24 protein-coding genes and 2 pseudogenes are annotated in these 26,324 nt (G+C 65.1%); 9 read left to right on the top strand and 17 right to left on the bottom strand.

Annotated elements, in window-relative coordinates:
• Window positions 1–70: 70 nt before the first annotated feature.
• Window positions 71–649, top strand: coding sequence for an antibiotic biosynthesis monooxygenase (locus tag L1O02_RS18485; RefSeq protein ID WP_060838795.1), 579 nt, complete (start codon window positions 71–73; stop codon window positions 647–649).
• Between the two features lie 31 nt (window positions 650–680).
• The gene (locus L1O02_RS18480; RefSeq protein WP_235758454.1) at window positions 681–2,531 is read left to right on the top strand and encodes an amidohydrolase; all 1,851 of its coding nucleotides are present in this window, start codon (window positions 681–683) and stop codon (window positions 2,529–2,531) included.
• An 88-nt stretch (window positions 2,532–2,619) separates the two neighbouring features.
• On the opposite strand, the gene L1O02_RS18475 is transcribed toward L1O02_RS18480, so the two are convergent.
• Both L1O02_RS18475 and L1O02_RS18470 read right to left on the bottom strand, forming a co-directional pair.
• Window positions 2,620–3,198: a hypothetical protein gene (locus tag L1O02_RS18475; RefSeq protein ID WP_235758452.1), complete on the bottom strand. Its 579-nt coding sequence runs from the start codon at window positions 3,196–3,198 to the stop codon at window positions 2,620–2,622.
• Between the two features lie 279 nt (window positions 3,199–3,477).
• Complete coding sequence (locus tag L1O02_RS18470; RefSeq protein WP_041117563.1) at window positions 3,478–3,807, bottom strand: hypothetical protein; 330 nt, start codon at window positions 3,805–3,807, stop codon at window positions 3,478–3,480.
• Window positions 3,808–4,376: 569 nt separating this feature from the next.
• Between L1O02_RS18470 and L1O02_RS18465 the strand changes: the two genes are divergently transcribed.
• Window positions 4,377–6,737: a DNA polymerase II gene (locus L1O02_RS18465; protein WP_108543031.1), complete on the top strand. Its 2,361-nt coding sequence runs from the start codon at window positions 4,377–4,379 to the stop codon at window positions 6,735–6,737.
• Window positions 6,738–6,743: 6 nt separating this feature from the next.
• Here L1O02_RS18465 and L1O02_RS18460 read toward each other — a convergent pair whose 3' ends face one another.
• Window positions 6,744–7,073, bottom strand: a complete 330-nt coding sequence (locus tag L1O02_RS18460) for a DHCW motif cupin fold protein (protein WP_060838798.1) — start codon at window positions 7,071–7,073, stop codon at window positions 6,744–6,746.
• A gap of 41 nt (window positions 7,074–7,114) precedes the next feature.
• Entirely contained in the window at window positions 7,115–7,411 is a 297-nt protein-coding gene (locus L1O02_RS18455) for a hypothetical protein (RefSeq protein ID WP_016968706.1), read from the bottom strand.
• A gap of 281 nt (window positions 7,412–7,692) precedes the next feature.
• Between L1O02_RS18455 and L1O02_RS18450 the strand changes: the two genes are divergently transcribed.
• Together L1O02_RS18450 and L1O02_RS18445 are read left to right on the top strand one after the other, a co-directional pair.
• Complete coding sequence (locus tag L1O02_RS18450) at window positions 7,693–9,132, top strand: serralysin family metalloprotease (RefSeq protein ID WP_235758451.1); 1,440 nt, start codon at window positions 7,693–7,695, stop codon at window positions 9,130–9,132.
• Window positions 9,133–9,261: 129 nt separating this feature from the next.
• Complete coding sequence (locus tag L1O02_RS18445) at window positions 9,262–9,864, top strand: SUKH-3 domain-containing protein (RefSeq protein WP_129405577.1); 603 nt, start codon at window positions 9,262–9,264, stop codon at window positions 9,862–9,864.
• 154 nt (window positions 9,865–10,018) lie between these two features.
• Here L1O02_RS18445 and L1O02_RS18440 read toward each other — a convergent pair whose 3' ends face one another.
• Complete coding sequence (locus L1O02_RS18440; RefSeq protein WP_235758449.1) at window positions 10,019–10,768, bottom strand: hypothetical protein; 750 nt, start codon at window positions 10,766–10,768, stop codon at window positions 10,019–10,021.
• On the opposite strand from L1O02_RS18440, the pseudogene L1O02_RS31165 reads away from it, so the two are divergent.
• Window positions 10,767–11,048: pseudogene (locus L1O02_RS31165) on the top strand (hypothetical protein); the annotation flags it as partial. The gene L1O02_RS18440 and the pseudogene L1O02_RS31165 sit on opposite strands and share 2 nt — an antisense overlap.
• A gap of 6 nt (window positions 11,049–11,054) precedes the next feature.
• Here the strand turns inward: L1O02_RS31165 and L1O02_RS18435 are convergent.
• The gene (locus L1O02_RS18435) at window positions 11,055–12,677 is read right to left on the bottom strand and encodes an MFS transporter (protein ID WP_235758447.1); all 1,623 of its coding nucleotides are present in this window, start codon (window positions 12,675–12,677) and stop codon (window positions 11,055–11,057) included.
• A gap of 276 nt (window positions 12,678–12,953) precedes the next feature.
• Window positions 12,954–14,600: pseudogene (locus L1O02_RS18430) on the bottom strand (GMC family oxidoreductase N-terminal domain-containing protein).
• Window positions 14,601–14,733: 133 nt separating this feature from the next.
• Here L1O02_RS18430 and L1O02_RS18425 point away from each other — a divergent pair.
• Window positions 14,734–15,627, top strand: a complete 894-nt coding sequence (locus L1O02_RS18425; RefSeq protein WP_060838803.1) for a LysR family transcriptional regulator — start codon at window positions 14,734–14,736, stop codon at window positions 15,625–15,627.
• Window positions 15,628–15,633: 6 nt separating this feature from the next.
• Here the strand turns inward: L1O02_RS18425 and L1O02_RS18420 are convergent, their stop codons facing one another.
• The 3 genes from L1O02_RS18420 to L1O02_RS18410 all read right to left on the bottom strand — a co-directional run bounded on the left by L1O02_RS18420 (window position 15,634) and on the right by L1O02_RS18410 (window position 18,707).
• Window positions 15,634–16,569, bottom strand: coding sequence for a phytanoyl-CoA dioxygenase family protein (locus L1O02_RS18420; protein WP_060838804.1), 936 nt, complete (start codon window positions 16,567–16,569; stop codon window positions 15,634–15,636).
• 118 nt (window positions 16,570–16,687) lie between these two features.
• The gene (locus L1O02_RS18415; protein ID WP_232513234.1) at window positions 16,688–17,098 is read right to left on the bottom strand and encodes a hypothetical protein; all 411 of its coding nucleotides are present in this window, start codon (window positions 17,096–17,098) and stop codon (window positions 16,688–16,690) included.
• Window positions 17,099–17,204: 106 nt separating this feature from the next.
• Complete coding sequence (locus L1O02_RS18410) at window positions 17,205–18,707, bottom strand: MFS transporter (protein ID WP_235758445.1); 1,503 nt, start codon at window positions 18,705–18,707, stop codon at window positions 17,205–17,207.
• A gap of 155 nt (window positions 18,708–18,862) precedes the next feature.
• On the opposite strand from L1O02_RS18410, the gene L1O02_RS18405 reads away from it, so the two are divergent.
• Window positions 18,863–19,495: a TetR/AcrR family transcriptional regulator gene (locus L1O02_RS18405; RefSeq protein WP_060843280.1), complete on the top strand. Its 633-nt coding sequence runs from the start codon at window positions 18,863–18,865 to the stop codon at window positions 19,493–19,495.
• A gap of 30 nt (window positions 19,496–19,525) precedes the next feature.
• Entirely contained in the window at window positions 19,526–19,900 is a 375-nt protein-coding gene (locus L1O02_RS18400) for a hypothetical protein (RefSeq protein WP_108543044.1), read from the top strand.
• 28 nt (window positions 19,901–19,928) lie between these two features.
• Here L1O02_RS18400 and L1O02_RS18395 read toward each other — a convergent pair whose 3' ends face one another.
• Genes L1O02_RS18395 through L1O02_RS18365 form a run of 7 tightly spaced genes read right to left on the bottom strand, consistent with a single transcriptional unit; the run spans window position 19,929 to window position 26,291 of the window.
• A complete protein-coding gene (locus L1O02_RS18395; protein WP_129405574.1) occupies window positions 19,929–21,341 on the bottom strand; it encodes an ATP-binding protein in 1,413 nt (470 codons plus the stop codon).
• Window positions 21,338–22,000 (bottom strand): response regulator, encoded by a 663-nt coding sequence (locus L1O02_RS18390; RefSeq protein ID WP_060838808.1) that lies wholly within the window; start codon window positions 21,998–22,000, stop codon window positions 21,338–21,340. The genes L1O02_RS18395 and L1O02_RS18390 overlap by 4 nt, the downstream gene beginning before the upstream one ends.
• Window positions 22,001–22,022: 22 nt before the next feature.
• Window positions 22,023–22,667, bottom strand: a complete 645-nt coding sequence (locus L1O02_RS18385; protein WP_060838809.1) for a tetratricopeptide repeat protein — start codon at window positions 22,665–22,667, stop codon at window positions 22,023–22,025.
• On the bottom strand, window positions 22,664–23,473 hold the full coding sequence (locus L1O02_RS18380; RefSeq protein WP_108543048.1) for an SDR family oxidoreductase: 810 nt from the start codon (window positions 23,471–23,473) through the stop codon (window positions 22,664–22,666). Before L1O02_RS18380 ends, L1O02_RS18385 begins: the two co-directional genes overlap by 4 nt.
• Entirely contained in the window at window positions 23,460–24,134 is a 675-nt protein-coding gene (locus L1O02_RS18375; protein ID WP_108543050.1) for an iron-containing redox enzyme family protein, read from the bottom strand. Before L1O02_RS18375 ends, L1O02_RS18380 begins: the two co-directional genes overlap by 14 nt.
• The gene (locus tag L1O02_RS18370; RefSeq protein ID WP_060843285.1) at window positions 24,131–25,612 is read right to left on the bottom strand and encodes an AMP-binding protein; all 1,482 of its coding nucleotides are present in this window, start codon (window positions 25,610–25,612) and stop codon (window positions 24,131–24,133) included. The genes L1O02_RS18375 and L1O02_RS18370 overlap by 4 nt, the downstream gene beginning before the upstream one ends.
• Window positions 25,602–26,291 carry a thermostable hemolysin gene (locus L1O02_RS18365; protein ID WP_108543052.1) on the bottom strand — a complete coding sequence of 230 codons (690 nt, stop codon included), beginning with the start codon at window positions 26,289–26,291 and terminating at the stop codon, window positions 25,602–25,604. The genes L1O02_RS18370 and L1O02_RS18365 overlap by 11 nt, the downstream gene beginning before the upstream one ends.
• Window positions 26,292–26,324: the final 33 nt, after the last annotated feature.

Here is a 26,324-nt window from a genome sequence, read left to right as displayed (position 1 = left end):
TTAACTGTGAAGCGCGGGGGCAGCCGGGCTGCCCCCGATGCCATCTCCTCCCGGACCCTGGAGCCTTCTGATGAACATCGAACTCACCGATGGTGTCGTGACCCTGCTGGTGCGCCACCGGATCAAGCAGGGCCAGGAACAGGCCTATGAAACCTGGCTGCGGCAGATCATCGCCAAGGCCCGCAGCTACCCGGGACACCTGGGCATCGACGTGGTCCGCGGCCACAGCGGCGGTCTCGGGCTGTTCACCAGCGTGCTGCGCTTTGCCAGCACCGAGCAGTTGCAGAACTGGCTGGATTCCGCCGACCGCCGCGAGCTGGTAGAGCAGGCCCAGCACCTGCTGGCCGATGGCGACCAGACCGAAATCAACGCCGATCGCGAATTCTGGTTCACCCCCCAGGACAGCGCGGCGCCAACGCCACCGCCACGCTGGAAGCAGGCCTGCGTGACCTTCCTGGTGATCCTGCCGCTGAGCTTCCTGGTGCCGCAGTTGTGGAAGCCGGTGTTTGCCCTGCTGCCCTGGCTTGGTGGCTATGTGCCGGCCACGGTGCTGATCACCCTGAGCATCGTGCTGCTGGTGGTCTACGTCTTCATGCCCCGGGTCACGCGCCTGTTCCGCCGCTGGCTGCAACCGCGCAGCGCGGCCTGATTCCTTCCCGACCTTCGTTTGGAGCAATGCCATGAAACCCGATGCAATTGCGGATCTGATTCTGTTCAACGGCCGCCTGCACACCGTGGACCGGGCCCGGCCCCGGGCCAGCGCGGTGGCGATCAAGGACGGGCGCTTCATTGCCGTGGGCAATGACGCCCAGGCCATGGCCCTGCGCGGTGCCAGCACCCAGGTCATTGACCTGATGGGGCGCACGGTGATCCCCGGGCTCAACGACTCGCACTTGCACCTGATCCGCGGCGGACTCAACTACAACCTGGAACTGCGCTGGGAGGGCGTGCCGTCCCTGGCCGATGCCCTGCGCCTGCTCAAGGAACAGGCCGTGCGCACCCCGGCGCCGCAGTGGGTACGGGTGGTGGGCGGCTGGAACGAATTCCAGTTCGCCGAGAAGCGCATGCCGACCCTGGAGGAACTGAACCAGGCGGCACCGGACACCCCGGTGTTCGTCCTGCACCTGTATGACCGCGCCTTGCTCAACCGTGCCGCGCTGCGGGTGGTGGGCTACGACCGCAACACGCCGAACCCGCCCGGCGGCGAGATTGTCCGCGATGGCAATGGCAACCCCACCGGCATGCTGATCGCCCGGCCCAACGCGATGATTCTGTATGCGACCCTGGCCAAGGGGCCCAAGTTGCCCCTGGAATATCAGGTCAACTCGACCCGCCAGTTCATGCGCGAGCTCAACCGCCTGGGGGTCACCAGTGCCATCGATGCCGGCGGCGGCTTCCAGAACTACCCGGACGACTATCAGGTGATCAACCAGCTGGCGGCTGAGCAGCAACTGACCGTGCGCATCGCCTACAACCTGTTCACCCAGAAGCCCAAGGAAGAACTGGCCGACTTCAAGCACTGGACGTCCAGTGTCACCTACGGTCAGGGCGACGACTTCCTGCGGCACAACGGGGCAGGGGAGATGCTGGTGTTCTCCGCCGCCGACTTCGAGGACTTCCTCGAACCGCGCCCCGATCTGCCGCAGACCATGGAGCAGGAGCTGGAACCGGTGGTGCGCCACCTGGTGGAGCAGCGCTGGCCGTTTCGCCTGCACGCCACCTACGACGAATCCATCTCGCGGATGCTCGACGTCTTCGAAAAGGTCGACCGCGACATCCCCTTCAACGGCTTGCCGTGGTTCTTCGATCATGCGGAAACCATCAGCGCGAAAAACATCGAGCGGGTACGGGCCCTGGGCGGCGGCATCGCGATCCAGGACCGCATGGCCTTCCAGGGCGAGTACTTCGTCGAACGCTACGGCGCCAAGGCCGCCGAGATGACCCCGCCGATCCAGCGCATGCTCGCCGAAGGCATTCCGGTGGGTGCCGGCACCGACGCCACCCGGGTGTCCAGCTACAACCCCTGGACCTCGTTGTACTGGATGGTCAGCGGTCGCACGGTTGGTGGCCTGGAGCTGTATCCCCAGGGCTTGAGCCGCGACACCGCGCTGGAACTGTATACCCACGGCAGCGCCTGGTTCTCTTCGGAACAGGGCAAGAAAGGCCAGATCAAGGTCGGGCAACTGGCGGACCTGGTGGCCCTGTCGGCGGACTACTTCAGCGTCGAGGAAGAGGCGATCAAGTGGATCGAATCCCTGCTGACCGTGGTGGACGGCAAGGTGGTCCACGCGGCCGGCGACTTCGCCAAACTGGCCCCGCCGAGCCTGCCGGTGACCCCGGACTGGTCGCCGGTGGCCAAGGTGCCGGGGCATTGGAAGCCCAACGCACCACTGCAGAACCAGGTGCACCAGTGCAGCGGACCCTGCGCGGTGCATGCCCACGGGCACCAGAAGGCGCGTATGTCCAATGTGCCGGTGAGTGACTTCCAGGGGTTCTGGGGGGCGTTTGGGTGTTCGTGTTTTGCGTTCTGAGGTAAGCCTGTAAAAAGGCGACAGGACGGGAGACTGTCCTGTCGCTTTTTTTGAGGATCTTCCAGCAGCTGGAGGGATAGAACGCGTGTCAGTCGATGCCAGGAGGCGTATACGCCTGTTCGATATGGCCGATGTTCTTGTTCAAGATAGGCTTGGAAATTCTGAGGATCAGCGACTCAACGTGTTTGGGGAAATCCAACCAATCGGAGCTGCCGACGTCGTAGGCTGAGATATAGCGAACGATTTCGTAGCGTTTCTCGGGCTTTTTCTTGATCCCTGCTGGGAACTGGATGTCTACATCCCGGCGAATGGCCGAGTAGGTTTCTTTCAACAGATTGGTGGCTTTGCCGAGGTAGATGAGGTTGGCCATCGAGTCATAAAAGGCATAGATTCCCGCCCGCTCTTCGTGGCCCTTGAACAGGGTTCGCAACTGAGCCATCACCGGCTGGTCCTGCTTGAATTCGGCGAATTCCACCACTGATTGGAATTCAGGCGTAAAAGCACAGTGTATGAAGTGCTCAACTGTGAGGTGCTGTGGCTGACATTGGCCAGAACACCAGTCCTCGATCTGCTTGCTGCTGTACCCGGTATAGGAACAGGCCGTTTCTATATCTCCCGAGTAATACTGTTCAATGATGTAACGCAAAACACCGCAGCGATCAGTCACAAAAATTCCTTTTTCCAGATTTAGCTTAGCTATCGGGTAGACCTCCTGGTGGTTGTACTGAGTCTCAGTATGATTCTGAAAAACCGTATTCCAACCTCCAGGTCGGCTTGAGCGGCCGCATAATACTAATTGGCCATTATTGTGTCCAACCGTTAGCAGATGGTGCTCTTGAACTGATTTCGGTGTCCGGAAAAGGCAACTCAAGTTTATTCAAGGCAATAAAAAGGGGCGCTGAAAGTTCAGCGCCCCTTGTTGGCTTATATCCAGTGTTAACTTGTCTCAACAAAACCGATCAATAACCCGAACTTCCGATTTGTCCCGCAGCGATTGCCATTCGGCTTTCAGGGTCTCCAGTACCCGGCCGATGAAGTCCTTGTCGGCGGCGGCTTTCTTGCCGACGTAGCCCTGGCCGCGGCGGTACATCTTCAGGCGGGCTGCCAGCTCCCGGTTGTTCTGATCGAACTCTGCTTCATGGCTATGGGGCGACAGGCAGTCGATGTGCACTTGGCCCGACTTGGCAATCCACAGGATGTGGCTGTCGTGGCTGTCTTTCTGTGCGGCGAACATGCGTGCCAATTCATCAATAGTGGGTTGATTATTAAGATTCATTTGTAGCCCCCTTGACCATTTATCGATCTATCTAAGTTGATTCGCTAATTCATCTTGCTACGTCGGTAAGTTGAACCCTGATACCGGAAACAGGGCGACAGAGGGTGTCTGTCGAATACAGATAAGGCCCAGAGCCTGATGCGTGTAGTTGCCTTGATTAACTGCTACGCAATAGCGTCACAACGAAGAGAAGCAGCGTAAACCTGGATGAAGCTGCCGACATTCCCACCATCGGCCACAAGCATCTTGAAGAGTTTTCGCCGGCTTCCGGTCCTTGTACTGGACGATCAATGCCAGGTCAGTTTCATCAATCTGCCTTGTGGGCAGTACACATCCGGGTCACAGCTCGGCGGTCAGACGAGCTTGCTCATAACACCTTTGCCTCGTCCCCCGATCGGGGAGACGTCTGCATCATGCAAGGGCGAAATCTTCGCGTCAACGGTTTTGTAGTGAAAATTTTCAAGCACTACATATTGTCTGACAAAAGCGTCAAAGCCATCATCCAGACACCCTATCGCCGCCCGGGACAGGTAGAATCGGCGCCTTGAAACGGCTCTGAGGTCGCAGCGGTGGATGTACAACAAGGCTTCGTCCTGACCCGGCACTGGCGCGATACGCCGGCAGGCACGGAAGTCGAATTCTGGCTGGCCACCGATCAGGGGCCGCGGCGGCTCCGCTTGCCGTTGCAGACTTCCGTAGCCTTTATCCCGGCGGTGCAGCGTCCTCAGGCCGAACGCTTGCTGGCGGACGACCCGGATGTCGAACTGCGCCCCCTGCAACTGCGGGACTTCCATCAGCGCCCGGTTCTGGGCCTGTACTGCCCGCAACACAATCAGCTGATGCGCCTGGACAAGACCCTGCGCCGCGCCGGCGTCGAGGTGTTCGAGGCCGATGTGCGGCCGCCCGAGCGCTACCTGATGGAGCGTTTCATCACCGCGCCGGTGTCTTTCGGCGGCCTGCCAGGGCCCGACGGCCTGTTGCTGGAAGCGCAGATGAAGCCGGCGCCGGACTACCGCCCAACCCTCAAGCTGGTGTCCCTGGACATCGAGACCAGCGAACGCGGCGAGCTCTATTCCATCGCCCTGGAAGGCTGCGGCCAGCGCCAGGTGTACATGCTCGGCAAGGCCCGGGAAGACGACAGCGCGGTGGATTTCGACCTGGAGTTCTGCGCCAGCCGCGAGCAGTTGCTGGAGAAACTCAACCAATGGCTGGCCGAGCACGACCCGGACGCGATCATTGGCTGGAACCTGGTGCAGTTCGACCTGCGGGTGCTCCACGAGCATGCCCGGCGCCTGGCGGTACCGCTGCGCCTGGGACGTGGCGGCGAGGAAATGCAGTGGCGCGAGCACGGCAGCCGTACCCACTATTTCGCCTCGGCCGCCGGCCGCTTGATCATCGACGGCATCGAAGCGTTGCGTTCGGCGACCTGGAGCTTCCCGTCCTTCAGCCTGGAAAACGTCGCCCAGACGCTGCTGGGGGAGGGCAAGTCGATCGACAACCCCTACCAGCGCATGGACGAAATCAACCGCATGTTCGCCGAGGACAAGCCGGCCCTGGCCCGCTACAACCTCAAGGACTGCGAACTGGTGACGCGGATCTTCGCCAAGACCGAGCTGCTGACCTTCCTGCTGGAGCGGGCCACCGTCACCGGGCTACCCGCCGACCGCAGTGGCGGTTCGGTGGCCGCTTTCACCCACCTGTACATGCCGCTGATGCATCGCCAGGGCTTCGTCGCGCCCAACCTCGGCGAACTGCCGCCCCAGGCCAGCCCCGGCGGCTTTGTCATGGATTCGCGGCCCGGGTTCTACGAGTCGGTGCTGGTGCTGGACTACAAGAGCCTGTACCCGTCGATCATCCGCAGCTTCCTGATCGACCCGGTGGGCCTGGTGGAAGGCCTGCGCCAACCGGACGAGCAGCATTCGGTGGCGGGCTTTCGCGGCGCGCGTTTTTCCCGCACCCGGCATTGCCTGCCCTCGATCGTGACCCGGGTCGCCGAGGGCCGCGAGGTGGCCAAGCGCGAGCACAATGCGCCGCTGTCCCAGGCGTTGAAGATCATCATGAACGCCTTCTACGGGGTGCTGGGTTCCAGCGGTTGTCGCTTCTTCGACCCGCGCCTGGCGTCCTCCATCACCCTGCGCGGCCACGAGATCATGGCCCGCACCCGGCAGTTGATCGAAGCCCAGGGGCATCAGGTGATTTATGGCGATACCGACTCGACTTTCGTCTGGCTCGGCAGCCTGCATGACGAGGAGCAGGCGGCGTCGATCGGCCGTGCCCTGGTGGCCCACGTCAACCAGTGGTGGCGCGAGCACCTGCAGCAAGAGTACGGCCTGGAAAGCGCCCTGGAGTTGCAGTTCGAAACCCACTACAAGCGCTTTCTGATGCCCACCATCCGCGGCGCCGAGGAGGGCAGCAAGAAGCGTTACGCCGGGCTGGTGCAGCGCGCCGATGGCCGCCAGGAGATGGTCTACAAGGGCCTGGAAACCGTGCGCACCGACTGGTCGCCCCTGGCCCGGGAATTCCAGCAGGAGCTGTACCGGCGGATCTTCCACCGCCAGCCCTATCAGGACTATGTGCGCGACTACGTGCACCGCACCCTGGCCGGGCAACTGGATGATTTGCTGATTTACCGCAAGCGCCTGCGCCGGCCGCTGGATGACTACGAGCGCAACGTGCCGCCCCATGTCCGCGCCGCGCGCCTGGCCGATGACTACAACCGCGAGCAGGGCCGGCCGTTGCAGTACCAGAACGGCGGCTGGATCAGCTACGTGATCACCCTGGCCGGCCCTGAGCCCCTGGAAAACCGCCGCGCCGGCATCGACTACGAGCACTACCTGACCCGGCAATTGCAACCGGTGGCAGACGCCATCCTGCCCTTTGTCCAGGACGATTTCAGCACCCTGGTGGGTGGCCAGATGGGGCTGTTCTGAAGCGCCTCAATCCACCACGAACAACTTGGCCCCCCGCGCAGTAGATGAGCGGTGCGGCTCGGCGTTGTCCGCCACCTGATAGCTCATGCCCGGGGTCAGCACGAAGCGCCGGCCGTCCTCCAGTTCGGTGTGCAGTTCGCCTTCCAGGCACAGCAGGATGTGGCCCTTGGAGCACCAGTGGTCGGCCAGGTAGCCCGGGGTGTATTCGACCATGCGCACGCGGATCGCGCCGAACTGCCGGGTGCGCCAGAACGCGCTGCCGGTTTCGCCGCGATGCTCGGTGGGTTCGATGGTCGACCAGTCGGTGGTGGCGAAGGGGAGTGCGCTGATGTGCATGCTCGGCTCTTGAGGTTGAGGGAGAAAAGACTAAGGGCGGCTCAATCGTCCACCGCTTCGCACAGGCCACTGGCGCCATGCTTGTCGGTGTACTTCACGGTCACCGAATCGTCGTCTTCGACGCTGATGGCCAGGGTGATTTCAGCGGTCTTGACCTGGAAATGCCGGTCATCCACGGCGCTGTTCTTGACCGCCTTGCCGTTGATGTAAATCGGTCCGCCCTGGTCGGCGCTGACCGCCAGATTGCCCGGGCAGGAGACGTTGAACAGCGGAATGCCTTCGGCGTGGGCAGCGCCGGCGAAGATCATCAAAGTGCCCAGCAGCAGGATTTTGCGCATAGCGGACTCCTCATGGAACAGCGGCGGGGCAGCGCTTGGTGTGAGCATTTTCTGCCTCCGATCGCTGCTTAGCCTATCCGCTGCCGGAGCGGCGCGCGAGTGGAAAATCGACCCCGGGCCAGAGCGCTTTCGGACGATTGTCGGACAAAGAAAATCGTGGACTGGAAGTTGACGATTGTGTCAGTTTTTCTGCGCCTCAACGGGCGAGTGATAGGACGATCTCGCGGGCGGGGTCGTGGCTGTTCTATCGGAAAATTTTTGTCTTGAACAAGGACGTAGCAATGTCGAAGACACTCTCGCAAATCAACGAAAACGCGATCATTCCCGGTGCAGCGGCCAGCAGTGCCTACCTGCAGGTCCAGACCTTCAGCCACCTGTATGACCGCGGTGGCAGCGCGCTGGTGAACGGCAAGCCATCCTTCACCGCCGACCAGGCGGCGGATTCGATCCTGCGCAAGGGCCTGTCCTGGCACGACCAGAATGGCGACGGCAAGATCGACCTGACCTACAGTTTCCTCACTGAAAAGCCGGCCAACTACAACCCGGCCCTGGGCAGCTTCAGCGAGTTCAGCGCCTTGCAGAAGGCCCAGGCGCTGTTGTCCCTGCAGTCCTGGTCGGACGTGGCCAACGTCACCTTCAGCGAGGCCGCCAAGGGTGGCGATGGTCACATGACCTTCGGCAACTACAACGTCAGCACCGGCGGCGCAGCCTTCGCCTACCTGCCGTCCGGCGGCAGCTACGACGGCCAGTCCTGGTACCTGATCAACGACCAGTATCGGGTCAACGAAACCCCGGGCAACGGCAACTACGGTCGTCAGACCCTGACCCACGAGATCGGCCACACCCTGGGCCTGTCCCACCCGGGTGTGTACAACGCCGGCAACGGCAACCCCACCTACAACGATGTCACCTACGCCCAGGACACCCGCGGCTACAGCCTGATGAGCTACTGGAGCGAGGGCAACACCGGGCAGAACTTCAGCAAGGACGGCAGCGGCGCCTATGCTTCGGCACCGTTGCTCGACGATATCGTCGCGGTGCAGAAGCTCTATGGCGCCAACCTTGAAACCCGCGCCGACGACACGGTGTACGGCTTCAACTCCAACACCGGGCGGGATTTCTACAGTGCCCACTCCAATGCCGATAAACTGGTGTTCGCGGTGTGGGACGGCGGCGGCAATGACACCCTGGACTTCTCCGGCTTCACCCAGGACCAGAAGATCAACCTCAACGAGGGTGGTTTCTCCGATGTCGGCGGCCTGGTGGGCAACGTCTCCATCGCCCACGGCGTGACCGTGGAAAACGCCATCGGCGGTTCGGGCAATGACCTGCTGATCGGCAACGCTGCGGCGAACATCCTCGAAGGCGGTGCCGGCAACGACATCCTCTACGGCGGTGGCGGTGGCGATACGCTGTGGGGCGGGGCAGGGGCCGACACCTTCGTGTTCGGCGCAGCTTCAGATTCGACCTTCGACGCCCCGGACTGGATCATGGATTTCGCCAGTGGCGAGGACAAGATCGACCTCAGCGGCCTGTTTGCCTCCACCGGCGCCACCCTGAACTTCGTCAGCGGCTTCACTGGCCACGCCGGCGATGCGATCCTCACCTACTTTGTCGAAACCAACCAGACCAGCCTGATGATCGACCTGACCGGTCATGGCGCGGTGGACTTCGCCTTGGGCACCGTGGGCCAGGCGGCTGTCACCGACATCATCGCCTGATTGATCGGAAACAGTGGAGCGGCGCGCGATGCGCCGCTTCCACATCACTCTTCCCCTTGTTTTCCCCGGTCCTGGGCAGGTTTGATCGAGGCAGGCATTGGCTGGCCGTCGATAGTCGTGGATGTCGACTTGACGCGCAGAGCAGCTGATAGCCTTCCGGCAGGGGCCGTATACAGGGCTTTTGCGGTTTTCCTGCACTTTGATTATCTTCGCCGCATGAACCTCCTTACTCCGAACATAGAGCCGTTTTTCAGAGATGCCGGGTGGGCCCCTGGCAGGGCCGTTGTGGTTGATAGTCACGTACCCCGCGCACATCCGGCATTTCGCATCCTGCAAGCATTTGGCGAATTGACCGTAGGGCATACCGGCGCGGGGGCGGAGTGTGCCTCTAGTGACATAGAGTTTGGGTGTCCTGCGTGCCCCGATGAACAAGTACATGGCTGGCAAGAAGCGCTGCACACCCACTTTGTTTGCCTGGGTGATGTACATCATGGTCATGCACAGCTCTGGCTGGATAGCCAAGGCCGTTTGTTCTCGAACGGATTGGTCGCGCCCATAATGCTTTTTGTTGGGCATGATTTTGCTCAAGGCGTCGAGGCCCTGCTCAAAGGGTATCGATTACGCCCCATGCTGTTGCCGTCGCAAGAAGAAGTCATGGTATGGGGCGAGCGTTTTCGGACTGGCGATCCGCTTGTTCTAACGCCCGGTTTTTTTCACGCCCGCGCGCTCTGATGTGGGTGCTGGGCATCGCGCCCAGCCCGTGTGCCTGTGTCGGTTTCGCTCAACGCTCAGGCAAGCCTCCTGGTCTGCGCCCGCGCCAGGCAAATCACAGCGCCAGGACATTGCCTCGGCCACCTGGCTGTCGGTGGCGCTGGCCCACGGGTGATCAGTCGCCGCCCCCGCCGCCACAACCGCCGCCCCCGCAACCGCTGCTGTCGCCCCCGCCGCCATCGCTGCCGCCACTGTCCCCGTCGCCGCCGAAACGCGAGCCGTCACTGTCGCTGCCACTGCTGGAGGAGTCGCTGTCGAAGGAACTGCTGTACAGCTCGCTGCCGCAGTGCACCACGGCAGCCGTGGTGGCGTTGTCCGTCAGACGCCGCAGGGACTGGCAGTCAGCGACGTAGTGAAAGCCCCGAGCGATTTTCAGCTTGGCATCCAGGGCGAACAGCAGCGGCAGGCGGCTGGGCTGGGCAGGGTTGATGTTTTCTTCCAGGCAGGCCAGACGCCAGACCCGACGCAGGCCGTTGTCGCTTTTGCGCGCAGCGTTCTGGCCGAGCACTGCGGCGGGCGTGTGATGGAGGAACTGGCCGAAGGCCTTGTCGCAGAACTGCTGGTAATCCCGGGTATGCAGGATGAACTCGTGCCACAGGTCGTCCACCACCTGGGATGGCATCGACACGTAGTGCTGGCCGCCCTTGAGGTAGGCCAGGAAGAACTGGCGCAAGCCCTGGGCCACCAGTTGGCAGTCCTTGAGGCTCAGGTGCGGATGCTGGGTGCGCAGCGGTTCGAACAGCCTGGGCGGCAGGGTGAAATTGCGGATATGGGCTTCCCGGCGCAAGGCCCGGAGGGCGTTCTGACGGCGCCACAACATCAGGATCAAGGCCAGGGCCAGCACCGTGGGAAAGATCAACAGCATGTTCGGACTCCGCCGGAAAAAGTGCCGAGACAGTGGCGCAACCCGGGGCTTTATTCAAGCCGCTCTACACCTGTGCCTGTTGCCCAGGGCGCGGGCCGACCGGGGCAGTGACACGCTGGCCCGCCTCAACCCGCTGGACAGCGACACCCGGCAGGATTGCGGCGGCCCGTCGAAGCCCGCATTCCTGTGCTCCGGGGTGCTGTTCCGGGCCGCCTGGCCGTGCACCGACCATCAGTTCCTCAGCATCAGCCCGAAAGCCAGGCCGGCGGCGGAGTTGGCTTGGCCATCAGCCATGGTTGATGTCCACATCGCGGGTTTCCCGCAGGCACAACAACCCCACCACCAGGCTGACCCCGGTAATCAGCACCGGGTACCACAGGCCATAGAAGATATCGCCGGTGTAGACCACCAGGGCAAAGGACACGGTCGGCAGGAAACCACCGAACCAGCCGTTGCCGATGTGGTAGGGCAGGGACATCGAGGTGTAGCGGATCCGCGTCGGAAACAGTTCCACCATCAGCGCCGCCAGCGGCCCGTAGCACATGGCGGCAATCAGGATCAGCGCCACGATCAGCACCACCACCATGGGCTTGTTGACGTTCTGGGTATCGGCCTGCTGCGGATAGCCGGCCAGGGTCACCGCGCCGCGCAGGGCCGCTTCGTCGAAGCCGTCGATCTTCACCTCGCCGAAGCTGACCTGCACCGGGCTACCGGCCGGGGCGGCGACGCTGCTGTAGGGCAGGCCCTGTTTCACCAGGAAGGTCTTGACCTTGTCGCAGGGGCTGTCGAAGCGCGCCTTGCCCACCGGGTCGAACTGGAAGGTGCAGGTGGCCGGGTCGGCGCTGACGCTGATCGGCGCCTGGCGGCTGGCCTGGTCGATGGCCGGGTTGGCGTAGTGGGCCAGGGCCTTGAAGATCGGGAAGTACAGCAGCGTGGCCAGCAACAGGCCGAGCATCAGCACCGGCTTGCGGCCGACCTTGTCCGAGAGCCAGCCGAAGAAGATGAACATCGGTGCGCCGATCACCACGCTGATGATCAGCAGGCTGTTGGCCAGGGCCGGGTCCATCTTGAGGAACTGGGTCAGGAAGAACAGAACGTAGAACTGCGCGGCATAGAAGGTCACCGCCTGCCCGGCATTGATGCTGAACAGGGCGATCAGCACCACCTTGAGGTTCTCCCATTTGCCGAAGGACTCGCGGATCGGCGCCTTGCTGGCCCGGCCTTCCTCTTTCATTTTCAGGAAGGCCGGGGACTCGTGCAGGCTCATGCGGATCCAGGTGGAGATGCCCAGCAGGACGATGGACAGCAGGAACGGCAAGCGCCAGCCCCAGACCTCGAACTGATCGCCAGTGAAGTAACGGCAGGCCAGCACCACCAGCAGCGACAGCAGCAGGCCCAGGGTCGCGGTGGACTGGATCCAGCTGGTGTGCAAGCCGCGCTTGCCCTGGGGCGCGTGCTCGGCGACATAGGTCGCGGCGCCGCCGTACTCACCGCCCAGGGCCAGGCCCTGGAGCATGCGCAGGGCCACCAGGATGATCGGCGCGGCGATGCCGATGCTGGCGTAGTTGGGCAGCAGGCCCACGGCGAAGGTCGCCATGCCCATGAGGACGATGGTGGCGAGGAAGGTGTACTTGCGCCCGATCATGTCCCCCAGGCGCCCGAACACCAGGGCACCGAACGGTCGCACGACGAAGCCGGCGGCGAAGGCCATCAAGGCGAAGATGAACGCCGTGGTGTCATTGACCCCGGCGAAGAACTGCTTGCTGATCACCGCCGCCAGGGCGCCATAGAGAAAGAAGTCGTACCACTCGAACACCGTGCCGAGGGACGAGGCGAAGATGACCTTCTGCCCGCCTTGGGCGGTGGTGTCCTGCAGGGTGGGGGTCAGGGGCTGTACGTGTTCTGACATGGGGGGCTTCCTTACAGTGATTATTGTTGTTGTTCCACTGCCGACGCCGTGACCGGCGCCGTTGTTGCGGGCTTATCGCGCGCGCGTTAAGCCTTCGTTTCCCTGCCGACCGTAGGAGCTGGCTTGCCAGCGAAGCGGCCCCTACATCGGGTGCAACTGTTACCGCTATTGCGTAGGAGCTGGCTTGCCAGCGAAGAGGCCCTTGAACCCGGTGCCGGCCTTGGAGGCGCCTTCGCCGGCAAGCCAGCTCCTACTCAGGTGCATCTGTTCCTACGGTCATGCCGGGGTGGCGGGTTGCTTGTGCTGGACGGTACTCCTGGGGACGCTGGCGAGGATCAGTTCGGCGGCCTTCTCGGCGATCATCAGGGTCGGCGAGCAGGTATTGCCCGAGGTGATGCGCGGCATGATCGAGGCATCGGCAATGCGCAGCCCGGGAATGCCGTGCACCCGCAGTTGCGCGTCCACCACGGCGTGGGCGTCGCTGCCCATGCGGCAGGTGCCCACCGGGTGGAAGATGGTGGTGCCGATCCGCGCCGCCGCTTCATGCAGTTGCTCTTCGGTTTGCAGTTGCGGCCCCGGCAGGTATTCGCAGGGTTTGAACGGCTGCAGGGCCGGGGCGCCGACGATGCGCCGGGTCAGGCGGATGGCGTCGGCGGCGACCCGCAGGTCCTCCGGGTGGCTCAGGTAGTTGGGCTGGATCAACGGCGCAGCGCCAGCGTCCACCGAGCGGATCTCGACCCGGCCCCGGCTCTGCGGACGCAGGTCGCAGACCGAGGCGGTAAAGGCCGGGAAGCTGTGCAAGGGCTCGCCGAAGCGCTCCAGGGACAGCGGCTGCACGTGGTATTCGAGGTTGGCCCGAGTCTGCTCCGGGCCCGAGCGGGCAAAGGCGCCCAGCTGGCTCGGGGCCATGGACAGCGGGCCGCTGCGGTCATACAGGTAACGCAGGCCCATGCCCATCTTGCCCCACAGGCTGCCGGCGATCTGGTTCAGGGTGCGGGCGTTTTCCAGCTGGTAGATCAAGCGCAGTTGCAGGTGGTCCTGAAGGTTGTCGCCGACCCCGGGCAGGGCATGGCTGACGCCTACCCCCAAGCGTTGCAGGAGCGGCGCCGGACCAATGCCCGAGCGCTGCAGGATGCTTGGCGAGCCGATGGCGCCGGCGCAGAGAATGATCTCGCGGCGCGCCTTGAACTGCTCCAGGCGCCCCTGGCAGCTGGCGTGTACCGCCGTGGCGCGGCCGTCCTCGAGGATCAGCCGCTGCACCTCGACCCCGGTCAGCACCACCAGGTTGGGGCGCTGGGCGATCGGCTTGAGAAAGGCCTTGGCGGCGTTCCAGCGCACCCCGGCTTTCTGGTTGACCTGGAAGTAGCCGCAGCCTTCGTTGTCGCCGCCGTTGAAGTCGTCGATGTTGCCGATGCCGCTCTGCTGCGCAGCAGTGCGGAAGGCATCGAGGATCGGCCACGACAGGCGCTGGCGCTCGACCCGCCATTCGCCGGCGGCGCCGTGCAACTCGCTGCCCCCGGCAAAGTGGTTTTCGCTTTTCTTGAACAGCGGCAGCACATCCTGCCAGCTCCAGCCCGGGTTGCCTGCGGCGGCCTAGCCGTCGTAGTCGGCGGCCTGGCCGCGCATGTAGATCATGCCGTTGATCGATGAGCAGCCGCCCAGCACCTTGCCCCGCGGGTAGCTCAGGCTGCGGCCCTGCAGGCCCGGTTCGGCCTCGGTCTTGAAGCACCAGTCGGTACGCGGGTTGCCGATGCAGAACAGGTAGCCCACGGGAATGTGGATCCAGGGATAGTTGTCGCGGCCGCCGGCTTCCAGCAGCAGCACCCGGTGCTGGGGATTGGCCGACAGGCGATTGGCCAGCAGACAGCCGGCGGGACCGGCGCCGACCACGATGTAGTCGTAGGCGTCAAAGGCGGGAAGCATCCATGACCTCTTCTTGTTCTGATTCTTGTTGCCTCATCCTAGTTGTTAGCTTTCGTCAAAAGAATGTTAGTTTTTGCCCACCCGCTGTGCGTTTTCTAACAGCCGCCAACCTCGACATCGATAAGGATTTTCCATGTTCGACTGGAACGACCTGCGCTACTTTCTCGAACTGCAACGCAGCGGGCGCCTGCTCACCGCGGCGCGGCGGCTGAACACCACCCACGCCACGGTGGCCCGGCATATCGAGGCGGTGGAGAAGGCCCTGGGCACCGCGCTGTTCGTCCAGCACGCCCAGGGCTATGAACTGACCCCGGCCGGCGAGGCGCTGCTCAAGCACGCCGAGGCCATGGAAAACGTCGCCTTGCTGGTGCAGGAAGAAATCACCCAGTCCAGCGCGCCCCTGGGCAAGATCCGCGTGGGGGTCACCGAAGGCCTGGGGGTGAAGTTTCTCGCCGGGCGCATGTCCGCGCTGTTCGAGCGCTATCCGGGGCTGGAGGTGGAACTGGTGGCGGTGCCGCGCTTTGTCAGCATTCTCAACCGCGAGGCGGAGATCAGCATTCACCTGGAACGCCCCAGCGCCGACATGCTGGTGACCCGCAAGCTCACCGACTACCGCCTGGCGCTGTACGCCAGCCCGAGCTACCTGGACCGCGCGCCGCCGCTGCGCAGCCGCGAAGACCTGGGGCGCCACGCCTGGATCGGCTACGTCGACGACCTGCTGTTCAGCCAGGAGCTGATGTTCCTCAACCAGTTCTGCCGCAACCCGCAAGTGGTGTTCCACAGCACCAGCGTCATCGCCCAGCAAGAGGCGGCCCGTTCCGGCCTGGGGATCGCCGTGCTGCCGTGCTACATGGCCGCCGCCGACCCGCAGCTGGTGCCGCTGTTGCCGGCCGAGAGCATCCAGCGTGCCTACTGGATCAGCACTCGCCGCGAGCTGCACAAGTCGGTGCGGCTGCGGGTGGTCTGGGACTACCTGATGGAGTTGTGCGCGGCCCAACAGCAGGTGTTGCTGGGGCCCCAGTCCTAGCCAGGCTCAGAGAATCGGCCCGCAATGGGCCGAGCTGCGGATCGGCGCCCCGGGCTGGATATCGACGAAACGCGAGCCATAGGACACCGGGTTCAGCGGGCCGCCTTCACGACCCATGCCAAGGCCGCCGGCGCTGCGGGTTTCGCCTTCCTGCAGCAGCGGGTCGAGGCGCGCGCGCCAGTCCAGCAGGCGCAGGCTCACCGCCTGGCGCCGTTGCAGGTCGCCGGGCAGCAGGGGGCTGGAGCGGTGCCAGAGGTATTTGCTGAACAGCAGGGCGTCGCCGGGATCGAAGCTGTCTTCGATGCGCTGCTGTTCGAAACTGTCGGTGAGCAGTCCCGGGGTGCAGTAGGTCTGGCGCAGGTGTGCGGAAAAATCCTCGATCGCCTCGCCCCGGGCCAGCTTTTCGGCCAGCAGGCGCGAGAACTGGAAGTTCGCCTGGGCCGAGCACCGCGACAGCGGCACCCAGGCCATGCCGCCACCCTGCTGCTCGGGGCGGATCGGCTGCAACGGCAGCCACAGGCTGAAGGCCGGGTCCTGGGGGCGGATGTAGCGAAAGTTCAGCGAGTCGTAGTGCCAGGCAAAGCCCGAGCGACCGGTCTGCAGCTCGAAGCTCTGGGCCTCGCTGACGATCAGCCGGCAGCCCGTGAGGCGGGTCAGCACCTGGGTGAAGGCCGGTTGCCGGTAGAGGCGTTCGAGGATGCCGATCTGCCCCAGCTGGTGGGTCAGGCGACTGAAGCCGTCGCCATGGGCGGGGGCGCTGGTGCGGCAGGGGCGCAGTTGGCTGTCGACCAGTTCACCCAGGTGCTCGATGGCTGTCGGGGTCAGCAGTTGGCGCAGCTTGATGAAGCCGCGCTCTTGAAAGTGCCGCAAGTCGTCCTGCTCCAGACGCAGCGGGTTGACCAGGAGCGGGGTGTTCTCAGACAGGACCGATGGCAGGTTCACGGGGGTCTTCCATTACCGGGGAATGGGCCCTTGAGTATGGACAGCTGGCGCCGGGGCGACAGGCTGGATTCGACCTCGAACAACGTCTTTGCGACATGCACCAGGCTCGCTCGCTGCCTTAGCCGTCAGGCCGGATGTAGCGGTCCTGGGTCTGGATGAACTCATCGAAGGCCCGGGAGTTGTAGACCTCAAGGCAAGCATGCAGCACCACCTTGTCGCGGCTGTATTTGCTGCTCCCCGAGGCCTGCTCATAGGCTTGTGCCACGTAGTCGGTGGTGGCGGTGTAGGGGTTGTGCAGGATTTCCAGGGTGTCTTCGTTCTGCTGCACGTCGTACCGGCCTGCGCCCAGCACGCCGTACATGCCGAGCGCGTGGCCGACGTCCTGGCGCATGGCCGAGGGCTCGGTGAAACGCTCGGCCAGGCAGTGGGCCAGGCCGTAGTTCTTCAGCGACTGGCGGGCCGCGTCGACCGCGCTCGTGGCCTGGGCCGCGCTGCAGACAGCGGTCAGCGACAACAGCCATGCGCTCATCCTGTTCACCCTTGTCACTCCTCGATAGGGACCCCGGCCGGTGCGGGCGGCGGCAGATGGTCGGCGGCGCCACGGCGCTTGTCAACGAGCGGCCCCGCCGCCGGCGCTACTGGCAGGCTTCGACGACCGGGGCGCGGGCCGCGTGCTGGCGGGTCAGCAGCAACAGCCCCATGGCCAACAGGCTGGCGCAGCCGGCCAGGGCCATGGCCAGGCGGAAACCGCTGGTCATGGCGGCGCCATAGAGTTCGCCGAACAGCGGGGCGTGCAGCGGCAGGCGGTGCTCGGTCACCGCTTGCCGGGCCAGTTCGGCGGCGCCGTGGAACCCGGCCGCGGCGCCGGACTCGCTGAGCACCTGCACCGCCCGGGCGCTCATCAGGCTACCGAGCAGGGCGATGCCGACGCTCATGCCGGTCTGGCGCAGGGCGTTCATGCTGGCCGAGGCGATCCCGGCGCGCTCCGCCGGTGCGCAGGCCATGACCACCAGCCCGGTGGCCGGCACCGCCAGGCCCATGCCCAGCCCCAGCAGCGCGAACAGCGAACCCACCAGCCAATAGGGCGTATGAGCGTCGAAGCCGGCCATGGCGCTCATGGCCAGGCCCACCAGGCCATAGCCGCCGATCATCAGCCAGGGCAGGGGGATGCGCCGGTGCAGGCGACCGAAAAGCATCGATACCACGCCGGTGACCGCGAACTGCGGGAGCATGCGCAGGCCGCTGTCGGCGGCAGACCAGCCCTGGATCTGCTGAAGGAAGATCGAGAAGAAAAACAGGCTGCTGTAGCAGGAAAACCCGAGGATGAACGAAGCCAGGTTGGCCACCGCGAAGGGCCGCTGGCGCAACAGCACGAGCGGCACCAGCGGCCGCTGCACTCGACGCTCCACCAGGATCAGGCCCAGCAGGGCCAGGCTCGCCAGCAGCCAGGAAGCGAGGGCTGCGCGGCTGGCGAAGCCGCTCTCGCCGGCGACGATCAGCCCGTAGGTCAGGGCCCCGAGGCAGAGCATGCTAAGGACCTGGCCCAGCGGATCGAGCGCAGCGTGCTGGGGATGCTTGCGCTCGCTGATGCCCCAGCCGCCGAGCAGCAGGGCTAGCAGGCCGATGGGCAGGTTGATCAGGAAAATGCTCTGCCAGCCCAGGTGTTCCAGCAGCAGGCCACCCAGCAACGGGCCGAGGATCAGTGCCAGGGCGCTGAACGCCGACCAGCCGCCGATCACGTGGGCCCGTTGCCGTGGTTCGGGAAAGGCGTGGCTGAGGATCGGCATCGCCCCAGGAATCAGCAGGGCCCCGGCCAGCCCCTGCACCGCGCGCCCGGCCAGCAGCAGCGCGAGTTCCTGGGCCAGGGCACAGAGCAACGAGCCGAGGCAGAACAGCAGCACGCCGATCAGCCAGCAGCGCTTGTGGCCGAAGCGGTCGCCCAGCGGCCCGGCCGACAGCATGCACGCCGAAAGGCAGATGGCGTAGGCATTGATCACCCATTGCAGGCCGCCCAGGCCGGTGGCCAGGGCGTGCTGCAAGGTCGGCAGGGCGACGTTGACGATGCTGATGTCAAGGGACGCGAGGAAGGTCCCGAGGTAGGCGGCGGCTACCAGGGCAGGGCGGCGATAGCGGTCCATGAAGAGTCTCCCGCAGGGGCTGGAATGGGCATTCGCGGCGAGCATAGTATTTCGACTGACCGTCGGTCAATGGAAAATGATATCGATTCTCAACTCTCTTTTCCGTCGCCGTTGCCCTAGAATGTCGACCTTTGTCGAGCAGCCCGGATGCATCAATGAGCGTGAAGTCCTCCCCGGTTTCCCCGCCTGGCGCCGCCCAGCCACGGCCGCGCACCAAGCCGGCCGAGGTGCGCCTGGAAGAGCTGATGGCCGCCGCCGAGAGCCTGTTTCTCAGCCAGGGCGTGGAAGCCACCACCATCAGCGAGATCGTCCAGCGCGCCGACGTGGCCAAGGGCACCTTCTACCACTACTTTCCATCCAAGAACGAGCTGCTGGTGGCCCTGGGGCAGCGCTATACCCAGAACTACCTGCAGCGCCTGGAGACGGCCGTGGCTGCCTGCCCGGAAGACGACTGGGTGGCCAAGGTTTCCTGCTGGATCGGCACCAGCGTGCAGGCCTACCTCGACACTTACCGCCTGCACGACATCGTCTACCCCAACCACCATCACCATGACCGCGGCAACCCGGAAAAGAGCGCGATCCTGACCCAGTTGCTGGGCATCCTCGACGGCGGCCAGCGCGCCGGCTGCTGGTCCCTGGCGCAGCCGGGCGTGATTGCCTCGCTGATCTACGCCGGTGTGCACGGCGCCACCGACGACGTGATTGCCGCTGGTGAAGAAGATGGCCGGGCGCTGTCCGAGGCAATTGTCCAGGCCTGCCTGCGCCTGCTGGGCCTGCCTGTTGCGTAACGTCTCTACGGGTAAAAGGAACGCCCCCCGATGAACAGGATCAAGCTCATGCTCGGCACCGCACTGGCGGTGTTCCTGGCGTACCAGGCCTACGGCTGGTTCTACTACGGCACGCCGTATCAGGGCCGCAACTACACCCCCGATCAGGCCTTCTACTACCAGAAGTACCGCCTGTTCAGCTGGCGCACCTGGATTCCCATCATGACCATGCCCGGTGATGGCGACAGCTCGCGGTACAGCGTTGGCGGCTACCTGCGAGTGTTCAAGGCCGACGGCACGCTGGTGGGGCAGTCCTATGACGGCTGCATTGCGGTGGTGGAAGTGTCCTGGTACGACGATGCGGTAGGCGGCTTCGGCTGCAGCGAGCACTTGATCGCGCTGTCCGCGAAGGCCACGCCGGACTGAGCGTTCAGTCCTGGCGCCCGCCCATGGGCTATGGCTCGCGGCGCGCCGTCCAGGCACTGCCTAGCCGCAGCGGTTGATGGCAGGGAATCGACAAGGTCGCGCGCAGGCCGCCCTGGGGCAGGTTGTCGAGGCTGATCCGGCCGCCCAGGTGGCGGGCGATGACGCTGACGATGGTCAGCCCAAGGCCGGCGCCGTTGACGTTGCCGCGACTGTAGAAACGCTCGAACAAGCGCTCGCGCTGGCTTTCGTCGATACCCGGGCCCTGGTCCTCGACGCTGAGTTCGAAGTGCTCGCCGACCTGGGCCAGGCGCACGTTGATCACGCCATTGGCCGGCGAAAAGTTCACCGCGTTGCTGATCAGGTTGTTCAGGGCGATATCGATGGAGGCCGCTTCCGCGCGGATCGGGTAGGCGCGTTCGTCCACGTCGAACGACAGTTCCAGGCCCTGGTTCAGCAACCATGGCGTCAACTGCACCAGGCTGTCGCGCACGGTGTGGGCCAGGTCGATGAGCTGTTCGCTGGGCACCTGCGCCTTGGGTTCCAGGCGGGCCATGGTCAGCAGCTGGTTGACCAGGCGCCCGGCGCGGTCGACGCCGAGGATCAGCGATTCCAGGGAGGCCCGGCGCTCCTGCTCGGTGCCGGCTTGCAGCAGGTTCTGCGCGTGCACCCGCAACACCGCCAGGGGCGTGCGCAGCTCATGGGCGGCGTCGGCAATGAAGCGTCGCTCGCGCCCCAGCAGCTCCTGAATCTGCGTCAGCATGCGGTTGAGGGCGGCCTGCATGGGTTCCAGCTCCCTGGGCAGGGGTTCCAGGTGCAAGGGTTCCAGGGAACCGCTGGGGCGCGCCCGCAGGGTCGCGGCCATATTGGCCAGGGGGCGCAGGCCCCAGCCGATGGCCAGCCAGATGATCACGGCCAGCAACAGGCTGCCCAGGACGTTGGGCCACAGGGTGTGGCGCATGATGCGGCTGACCAGGTCGCTGCGCACATCGACCCGCTCGCCGACCCAGATCCGCAGGCCCGAATCCGGATCGTCCAGGGTGAAGGTGCGCCACTGATGGTCGTTGCCGTCCTGTTCATTGCCGAACCCTGGCGCCAGCGGCTGTAGCGCCAGGACCGGGGCGCTGGTGGTGCGCACCAGCAGGTTGCCTTTGCGGTTCCATACCTGGAAGGCGATCTTGCTTTCGTAAGGGTGACCGTCGACCTGGGGCATGGCCTGGCTCAGGGCCAGGTTGAAGGCGTGATACAGCTGGGCCTGATCGATGCTGCTGCTGGGCATGCGCATGATCCCCAAAAGCAGCCGGGCATGTTGCGCCAGCTGAGCGTCGTAGACTTCGTCGATCTCATGGTTGCTGTCGTGCAGGTTGAAGCTGGTCAGAATCAGCAGGCCGGCGAACAGCAGACCGATGATCAGGGTCAGGGTGCGCTGGCGGATCGAATTCATCGACGCTCCTCCACCAGGTAACCCACCCCGCGAATGGTGCGGATCAGGTCGGCGGAAAACTTCTTGCGCAAGTGGTGGATGTGCACTTCCAGGGTGTTGCTCTCGGCCTCTTCATTCCAGCCGTAGAGCAGTTGCAGCAGGCGGTCGCGGGTCATCACCCGGCCCGGCGGCGAGAGCAGTTCGTAGAGCAGCTGGTATTCCTTGGGCGTCAGGGCCACCGGCTCGCCGTGGTAATGCACCTGCTGGGTGCCCGGATCGAGGCTGATGCCGGCATGCTCGATCAGCACCCGGGCGCGGCCGGCGCTGCGTCGCAGCAGGGCCCGCAGCCGGGCCTTGAGTTCGTCCAGGTCGAAGGGCTTGATCAGGTAGTCGTCGGCTCCGGCGTCGAGGCCGGCGATGCGATCCTCGGTGGCATCCCGGGCGGTGAGAATCAGCACCGGCAGGGTCGAGCCGCTGTCGCGCAGGCGCTTGAGCACTTGCAGGCCGTCCAGGCGCGGCAGGCCCAGATCGAGCAGGGCCAGGTCGAAGGTTTCGCTGAGCAGCGCATGCAGCGCGCTGTTGCCGTCCCTGAGCCAGTCCACGGTGTAGCCTTCGCGGGTCAAGGCCTGGTGGATACCTTCGCCCAGGGGCTGGTCGTCCTCGATCAGTAGTAAGCGCACATCGACTCCTGTCCTGTTCCGGTCATCTGATTTTCTTGCCCACCTCGGCCAGCAAGGCCCGGATCTCTTCGCGCCGGCCCTGGTCGGCCACTTCCCGACCTGGGCGCGGCGGCGCCTGCAGGGCCTTGAGCAAGGCGACCCGGGCTTCGCCGTAGCGGCCCTGGCGATACAGGTGGTCACCCCAGAAGTACAGACTATCCAGGCCCTCGGGGTTCTGCTGCAAGGCTTGCCGGAGCAACTCCTCGGCCTTGTCGGCGTCGCCGAAACCGATGGGCCAGCCGGGAACGCGATCATACAGCGCGGCGAGGCTGGTGTAGGCGGAACCTTGCAGGGCCTTGGGGTCCAGGCCCAGGGCCAGTTCCAGGTCGGCCTTGGCCGCCTTGGCCTTGCTCAGGGCGCCGAGTCCGCCCTGGGCGCCGGCCCAACTGCTGGTGACGATGCCCGACCAGATCCAGGCCTCCGCCAGCGCGGGACGCTCCTGGGTAAAGGCCCGGGTTTGCGTGGCCAGTTGTTCAAAGGCCGCCGCCCGCTGCTCGGCCGGCAGTTGGTACTGAATGTGCGCCCAGCCTTGCTGGATACCGTTCAGACGCTGCTGGTCGGCGGCATCCAGGGCCCAGGCGGGCAGGCTCAGACAGCCCAGCAACAAAGCACTGATCAGGGTTTTCATGGTTCCTCGTGCTCCCGTTCGGAACGGATGCTCAGCCGCCGGATCAGCGGCAGGTGTTTGCGCAGGCCGCGATCCACCAGATTCGGCAGCAGGCTGTTGAGGCGGACAAAGAAACGTTCCGGCCAGCCCAGGTACAACTCGCGGTGGTCGCCGGCGATGGCGTGCAGCACCGCGTTGGCCACGGTCTGCGGATCGTCGACGTTGCTTTTCAAGGCATCGTTCAAGGCCTGGGCCGCGGGGCTGTTCATGCTGGTGCGGGTGGCGCGCGGCGCCACATAGAGCACGTTGACCCGGGTGTCCGCCAGCTCCCGGCGCAGGGCCTCGGAAAAACCCCGCAGGGCGAACTTGCTGGCGCAGTAGGCGGCGTAGCCGGGGTAGCCGATGGAGCCGTAGGTGGAGCCGACGTTGACCACCATGGCGCTGGGAGCCTGTTGCAGCAGGGGCAGCAGCAGGCGGGTCAGGCACATCGGCGCGCCGATGTTGACCGCCAGCATGGCGTTGATCTCGGCATCGTCGAGCTGTTCGAGCATGGCGAAGTGGTTGATTCCGGCGGCGTTGATCAACAGGTTGACCCCGCCGATGGCCTCGGCGGCCAGCAGCACCTTGCGCCGGTCGCTGAGGAAGGTCAGGTCCGCCGAGACCCAGCACAGCTGGTCGGGGTAGCGCGCCAGCAGGTGGGCCAGGGGCTCCTTGTGCCGGGCCACGGCCAGCACCCGGGCACCACTGGCGCACAGGGCCTCGGTGATGGCCAGGCCGATGCCACCACTGGCGCCGGTGAGCACCGCGCGGGTTTCAGACAGACGCATGGGCGCTCTCCCCGACACGTGGCAGACCACGGAACATCTCGCTGTACAGGTGGTAGACCACCTTCGAGGCATGGATCACTGCGGCCTGGTCGGCGGGATCGTCGAGACGATCCATCAGGCGCCGGTAGGTCTGCATGTGTTCGATGTCCAGGGCGCCGTGGGACGCCAGGTAGCTGAACGCGCTCTGCGGCAGTTGCAGCGTCTCCCGAATGCTGCCGGCGGCCAGGGTGGCCAGGGCGATGCTGGTGCCTTCCAGCACGTTGACCATGCCGAACAGGCCCACCGGGTTGCCGCGGGCGATCAGGTCGTAGAGAAAGCTCACCATCAGTTCGATGGCCAGGCAGGGCTGACCGTCGCGCACCGCCAGGCGCTGGCCGCCGCAGGCGACGATGTCGTTGAGCACCCACTGTTCGTGGCCGTACTCGTCCTCGATGTACTCGCACACCGCGCCGCGCAGCCATTCCAGGCGCTCGGGCAGGCGGGCGCCGCAAGCCATCATCAGCGGCACGGTGTGGCGCACGTGGTAGTAGGCCTGGACCAGGAAGGCCCGGTAGCCCTCAAGGCTGACCTGGCCCGCCAGGGCTTCACGAATGATCGGCAGGTTGAACAGTTGCTCCCGCTCCTGGGCGGTGGCCGCTTGCAGTTGGTCAAAAAAACTCATGACGATGATTCCTCGGAGTGAACAGTCGGGCAGAGCAGGTCGCGATAGTGTTCGACGATGGCCTCGCGACGAGGCCGGCCGTTGGCGGTCAGCAGGCCGTTGGCCGGGGTGAAGGGCTGTTGCAGGCGGGTCCAGTGATGGACCTGGGCGTAGTCGGGCAAGGCCTCGTTGGCCTGGGCCACGGCGGCGGCCAGCTGGCTGTCGCTGCAGTCCGCGCGGTGGGGCCAGAGCAGGGCGTGGTTGCGGGGCTGGGCCTCGCCGTAGACGAAGGCCTGGGCAATGTGGCTGCGCTGGGTCAGTTCGGCCTCGACCCATTCGGGGTTGACGTTGCGCCCGTAGCTGGTGACGAACTGATGCTTCTTGCGGCCCTTGAGGTAGAGGTAGCCGTCGCTGTCGAACTCGCCGATATCACCGCTGTGCCACCAGCCATCGGTCGTCGCGGTCTGCCCCAGGTAGCCCAGCAGCACCGAGCCCTCGATCAGTACCTCGCCATCGGCCGCCAGATGCACCCGGACATGGGGCAAGGGCTGGCCGACGCTGCCCGGACGATGTGCCCCGGGACGATTGAGGCACACCACCGAGGCGCATTCCGACAGCCCGTAGCCTTCGTAGACCGGCAGGCCCAGGCGTTGGGCCCGTTGCAGCAGCTCCAGGGACACCTTGGCCCCGCCGACCGCGGCGAAACGCAGGTGGGCGGGGTTGAACTGGCGCTGCTCGGCGGCGGCCACCAGCAACAGCAGCAACTGTGGCACCAGGATCAGGCTCTCGGCCTGGCGCTGGGCCAGGCAGCCGAGCAGGGTCGGCGCGTCGACGCCGCTGGCGCCCTGGATGCCCAGGGTCTTCTGGCTGGGCAGACTGAGGGTGGCCCCGGCGTAGAGCGCGGCGTAGCAGCCCAGGTTTTCCAGAAGAATCCCCAGCGGCAGCAGCGCCAGGTGATGGCGCGGATTGCTGGAATGACTGGCCTGCTCCAGCTCCCGGGCCACCCGCAGCAGGCTGTCGGCGCCCAGGCATACGCCCTTGGGGGTGCCGGTGGTGCCGGAGGTGAAGGTCAGTTTCGCGGTGCCCGGGGGCATGATCGACGGCCCGTCGAAGTGCCGACGCCAGAACTCGCCCTGGCGCTGGTAGCCGGCGGCTTGCAGCGCTGCGTCCTGGCCGTCTTCGGCCACCAGCAGTTCGGCGCGGCTGTGTTCCAGGCAATGCAGGCGCTGGGCGTCGGTGAAGAACGGTGGCAGGGTCAGGCAGGCCAGGCCCTCGAACAGCGCGGCCAGATCCCACAGCAGCAGTTCCGGGCCGTTGTCCAGGGCCAGCGCCACGACCTGCACCTGTTCATCGCGCAGGCGTTGCTGGCGGTAGATCACCTCGGCGTAGAGGGTGGCGTAGTCCAGGCGCAGGCGGTCGCCCCACAGCGCGATATGCACGGTCTTTTGTTCGGCGTGTTGGCGAAGCGCTTCCTTGAAACGCTGCACTTCAAGCGACATGACTGCTCTCCTCGAACGACAGCGGCAGGCCCAGGCGGTTGAACATCCCCATGTTGCGCAAATGGATGAACCCCGCCCGGATACTGCCCACATGCACGGCTGGCTGGCTCTGGTAATAGCTGCCCCAGTGATGACGGTCTTCACCCAGGCGCTCGGGGTCGGCCGCGCACAGGGTCAGGGGGCGCAGGCCCAGGCGATGGAAACTGTTGACCAGGCCGACGTTGCCGGTGAACGCCACCCATTCCAGGTCACCCATGGCCAGCAGCCAGGTGATGGCGATGATCGACAGCCGCGCGCTGCCGGTGTCGCTGGCCGCCAGGTTGCCCACTTCCACCACGCCCTGGCGTTCCACCGGGCCTTGCACCGGGCGTTGTGCGGCGAGGTTGATCAGGTCCTCGATGGGCTCGTCCAGGTAGCGTTCCAGAAACAGCGGGCCAGCCTTGGCCAGGCGCACCCCGGCCACGGCGCACAGCGCGCCCTGGGGATCGCTGAGGCCGAACAGCTCGGGCATGAATTGACGGATATCGGCGCCGTGAACCTGGCGAAAGCGCTGGCTGACGTAGGTTTCGAAAAGTGCTCGCTGCCCGTCCCCGGGCAGGCTGCGGTCCAGGGTCAGGGGTGGGGCGCAGTCGCGCCCGAAGCGCAGCGGCAGATGGATGTTCCAGTCGAAGCCAGGCATTGATATAGAGCCTCCCGGGGCGTGTTGGGGAGG

The organism is Pseudomonas sp. BC42 (genome assembly GCF_021560055.1).
Lineage (GTDB): Bacteria > Pseudomonadota > Gammaproteobacteria > Pseudomonadales > Pseudomonadaceae > Aquipseudomonas.
Note: the sequence above shows the minus strand (reverse complement) of the source record. Positions and strands in the feature narration are given on the sequence as shown.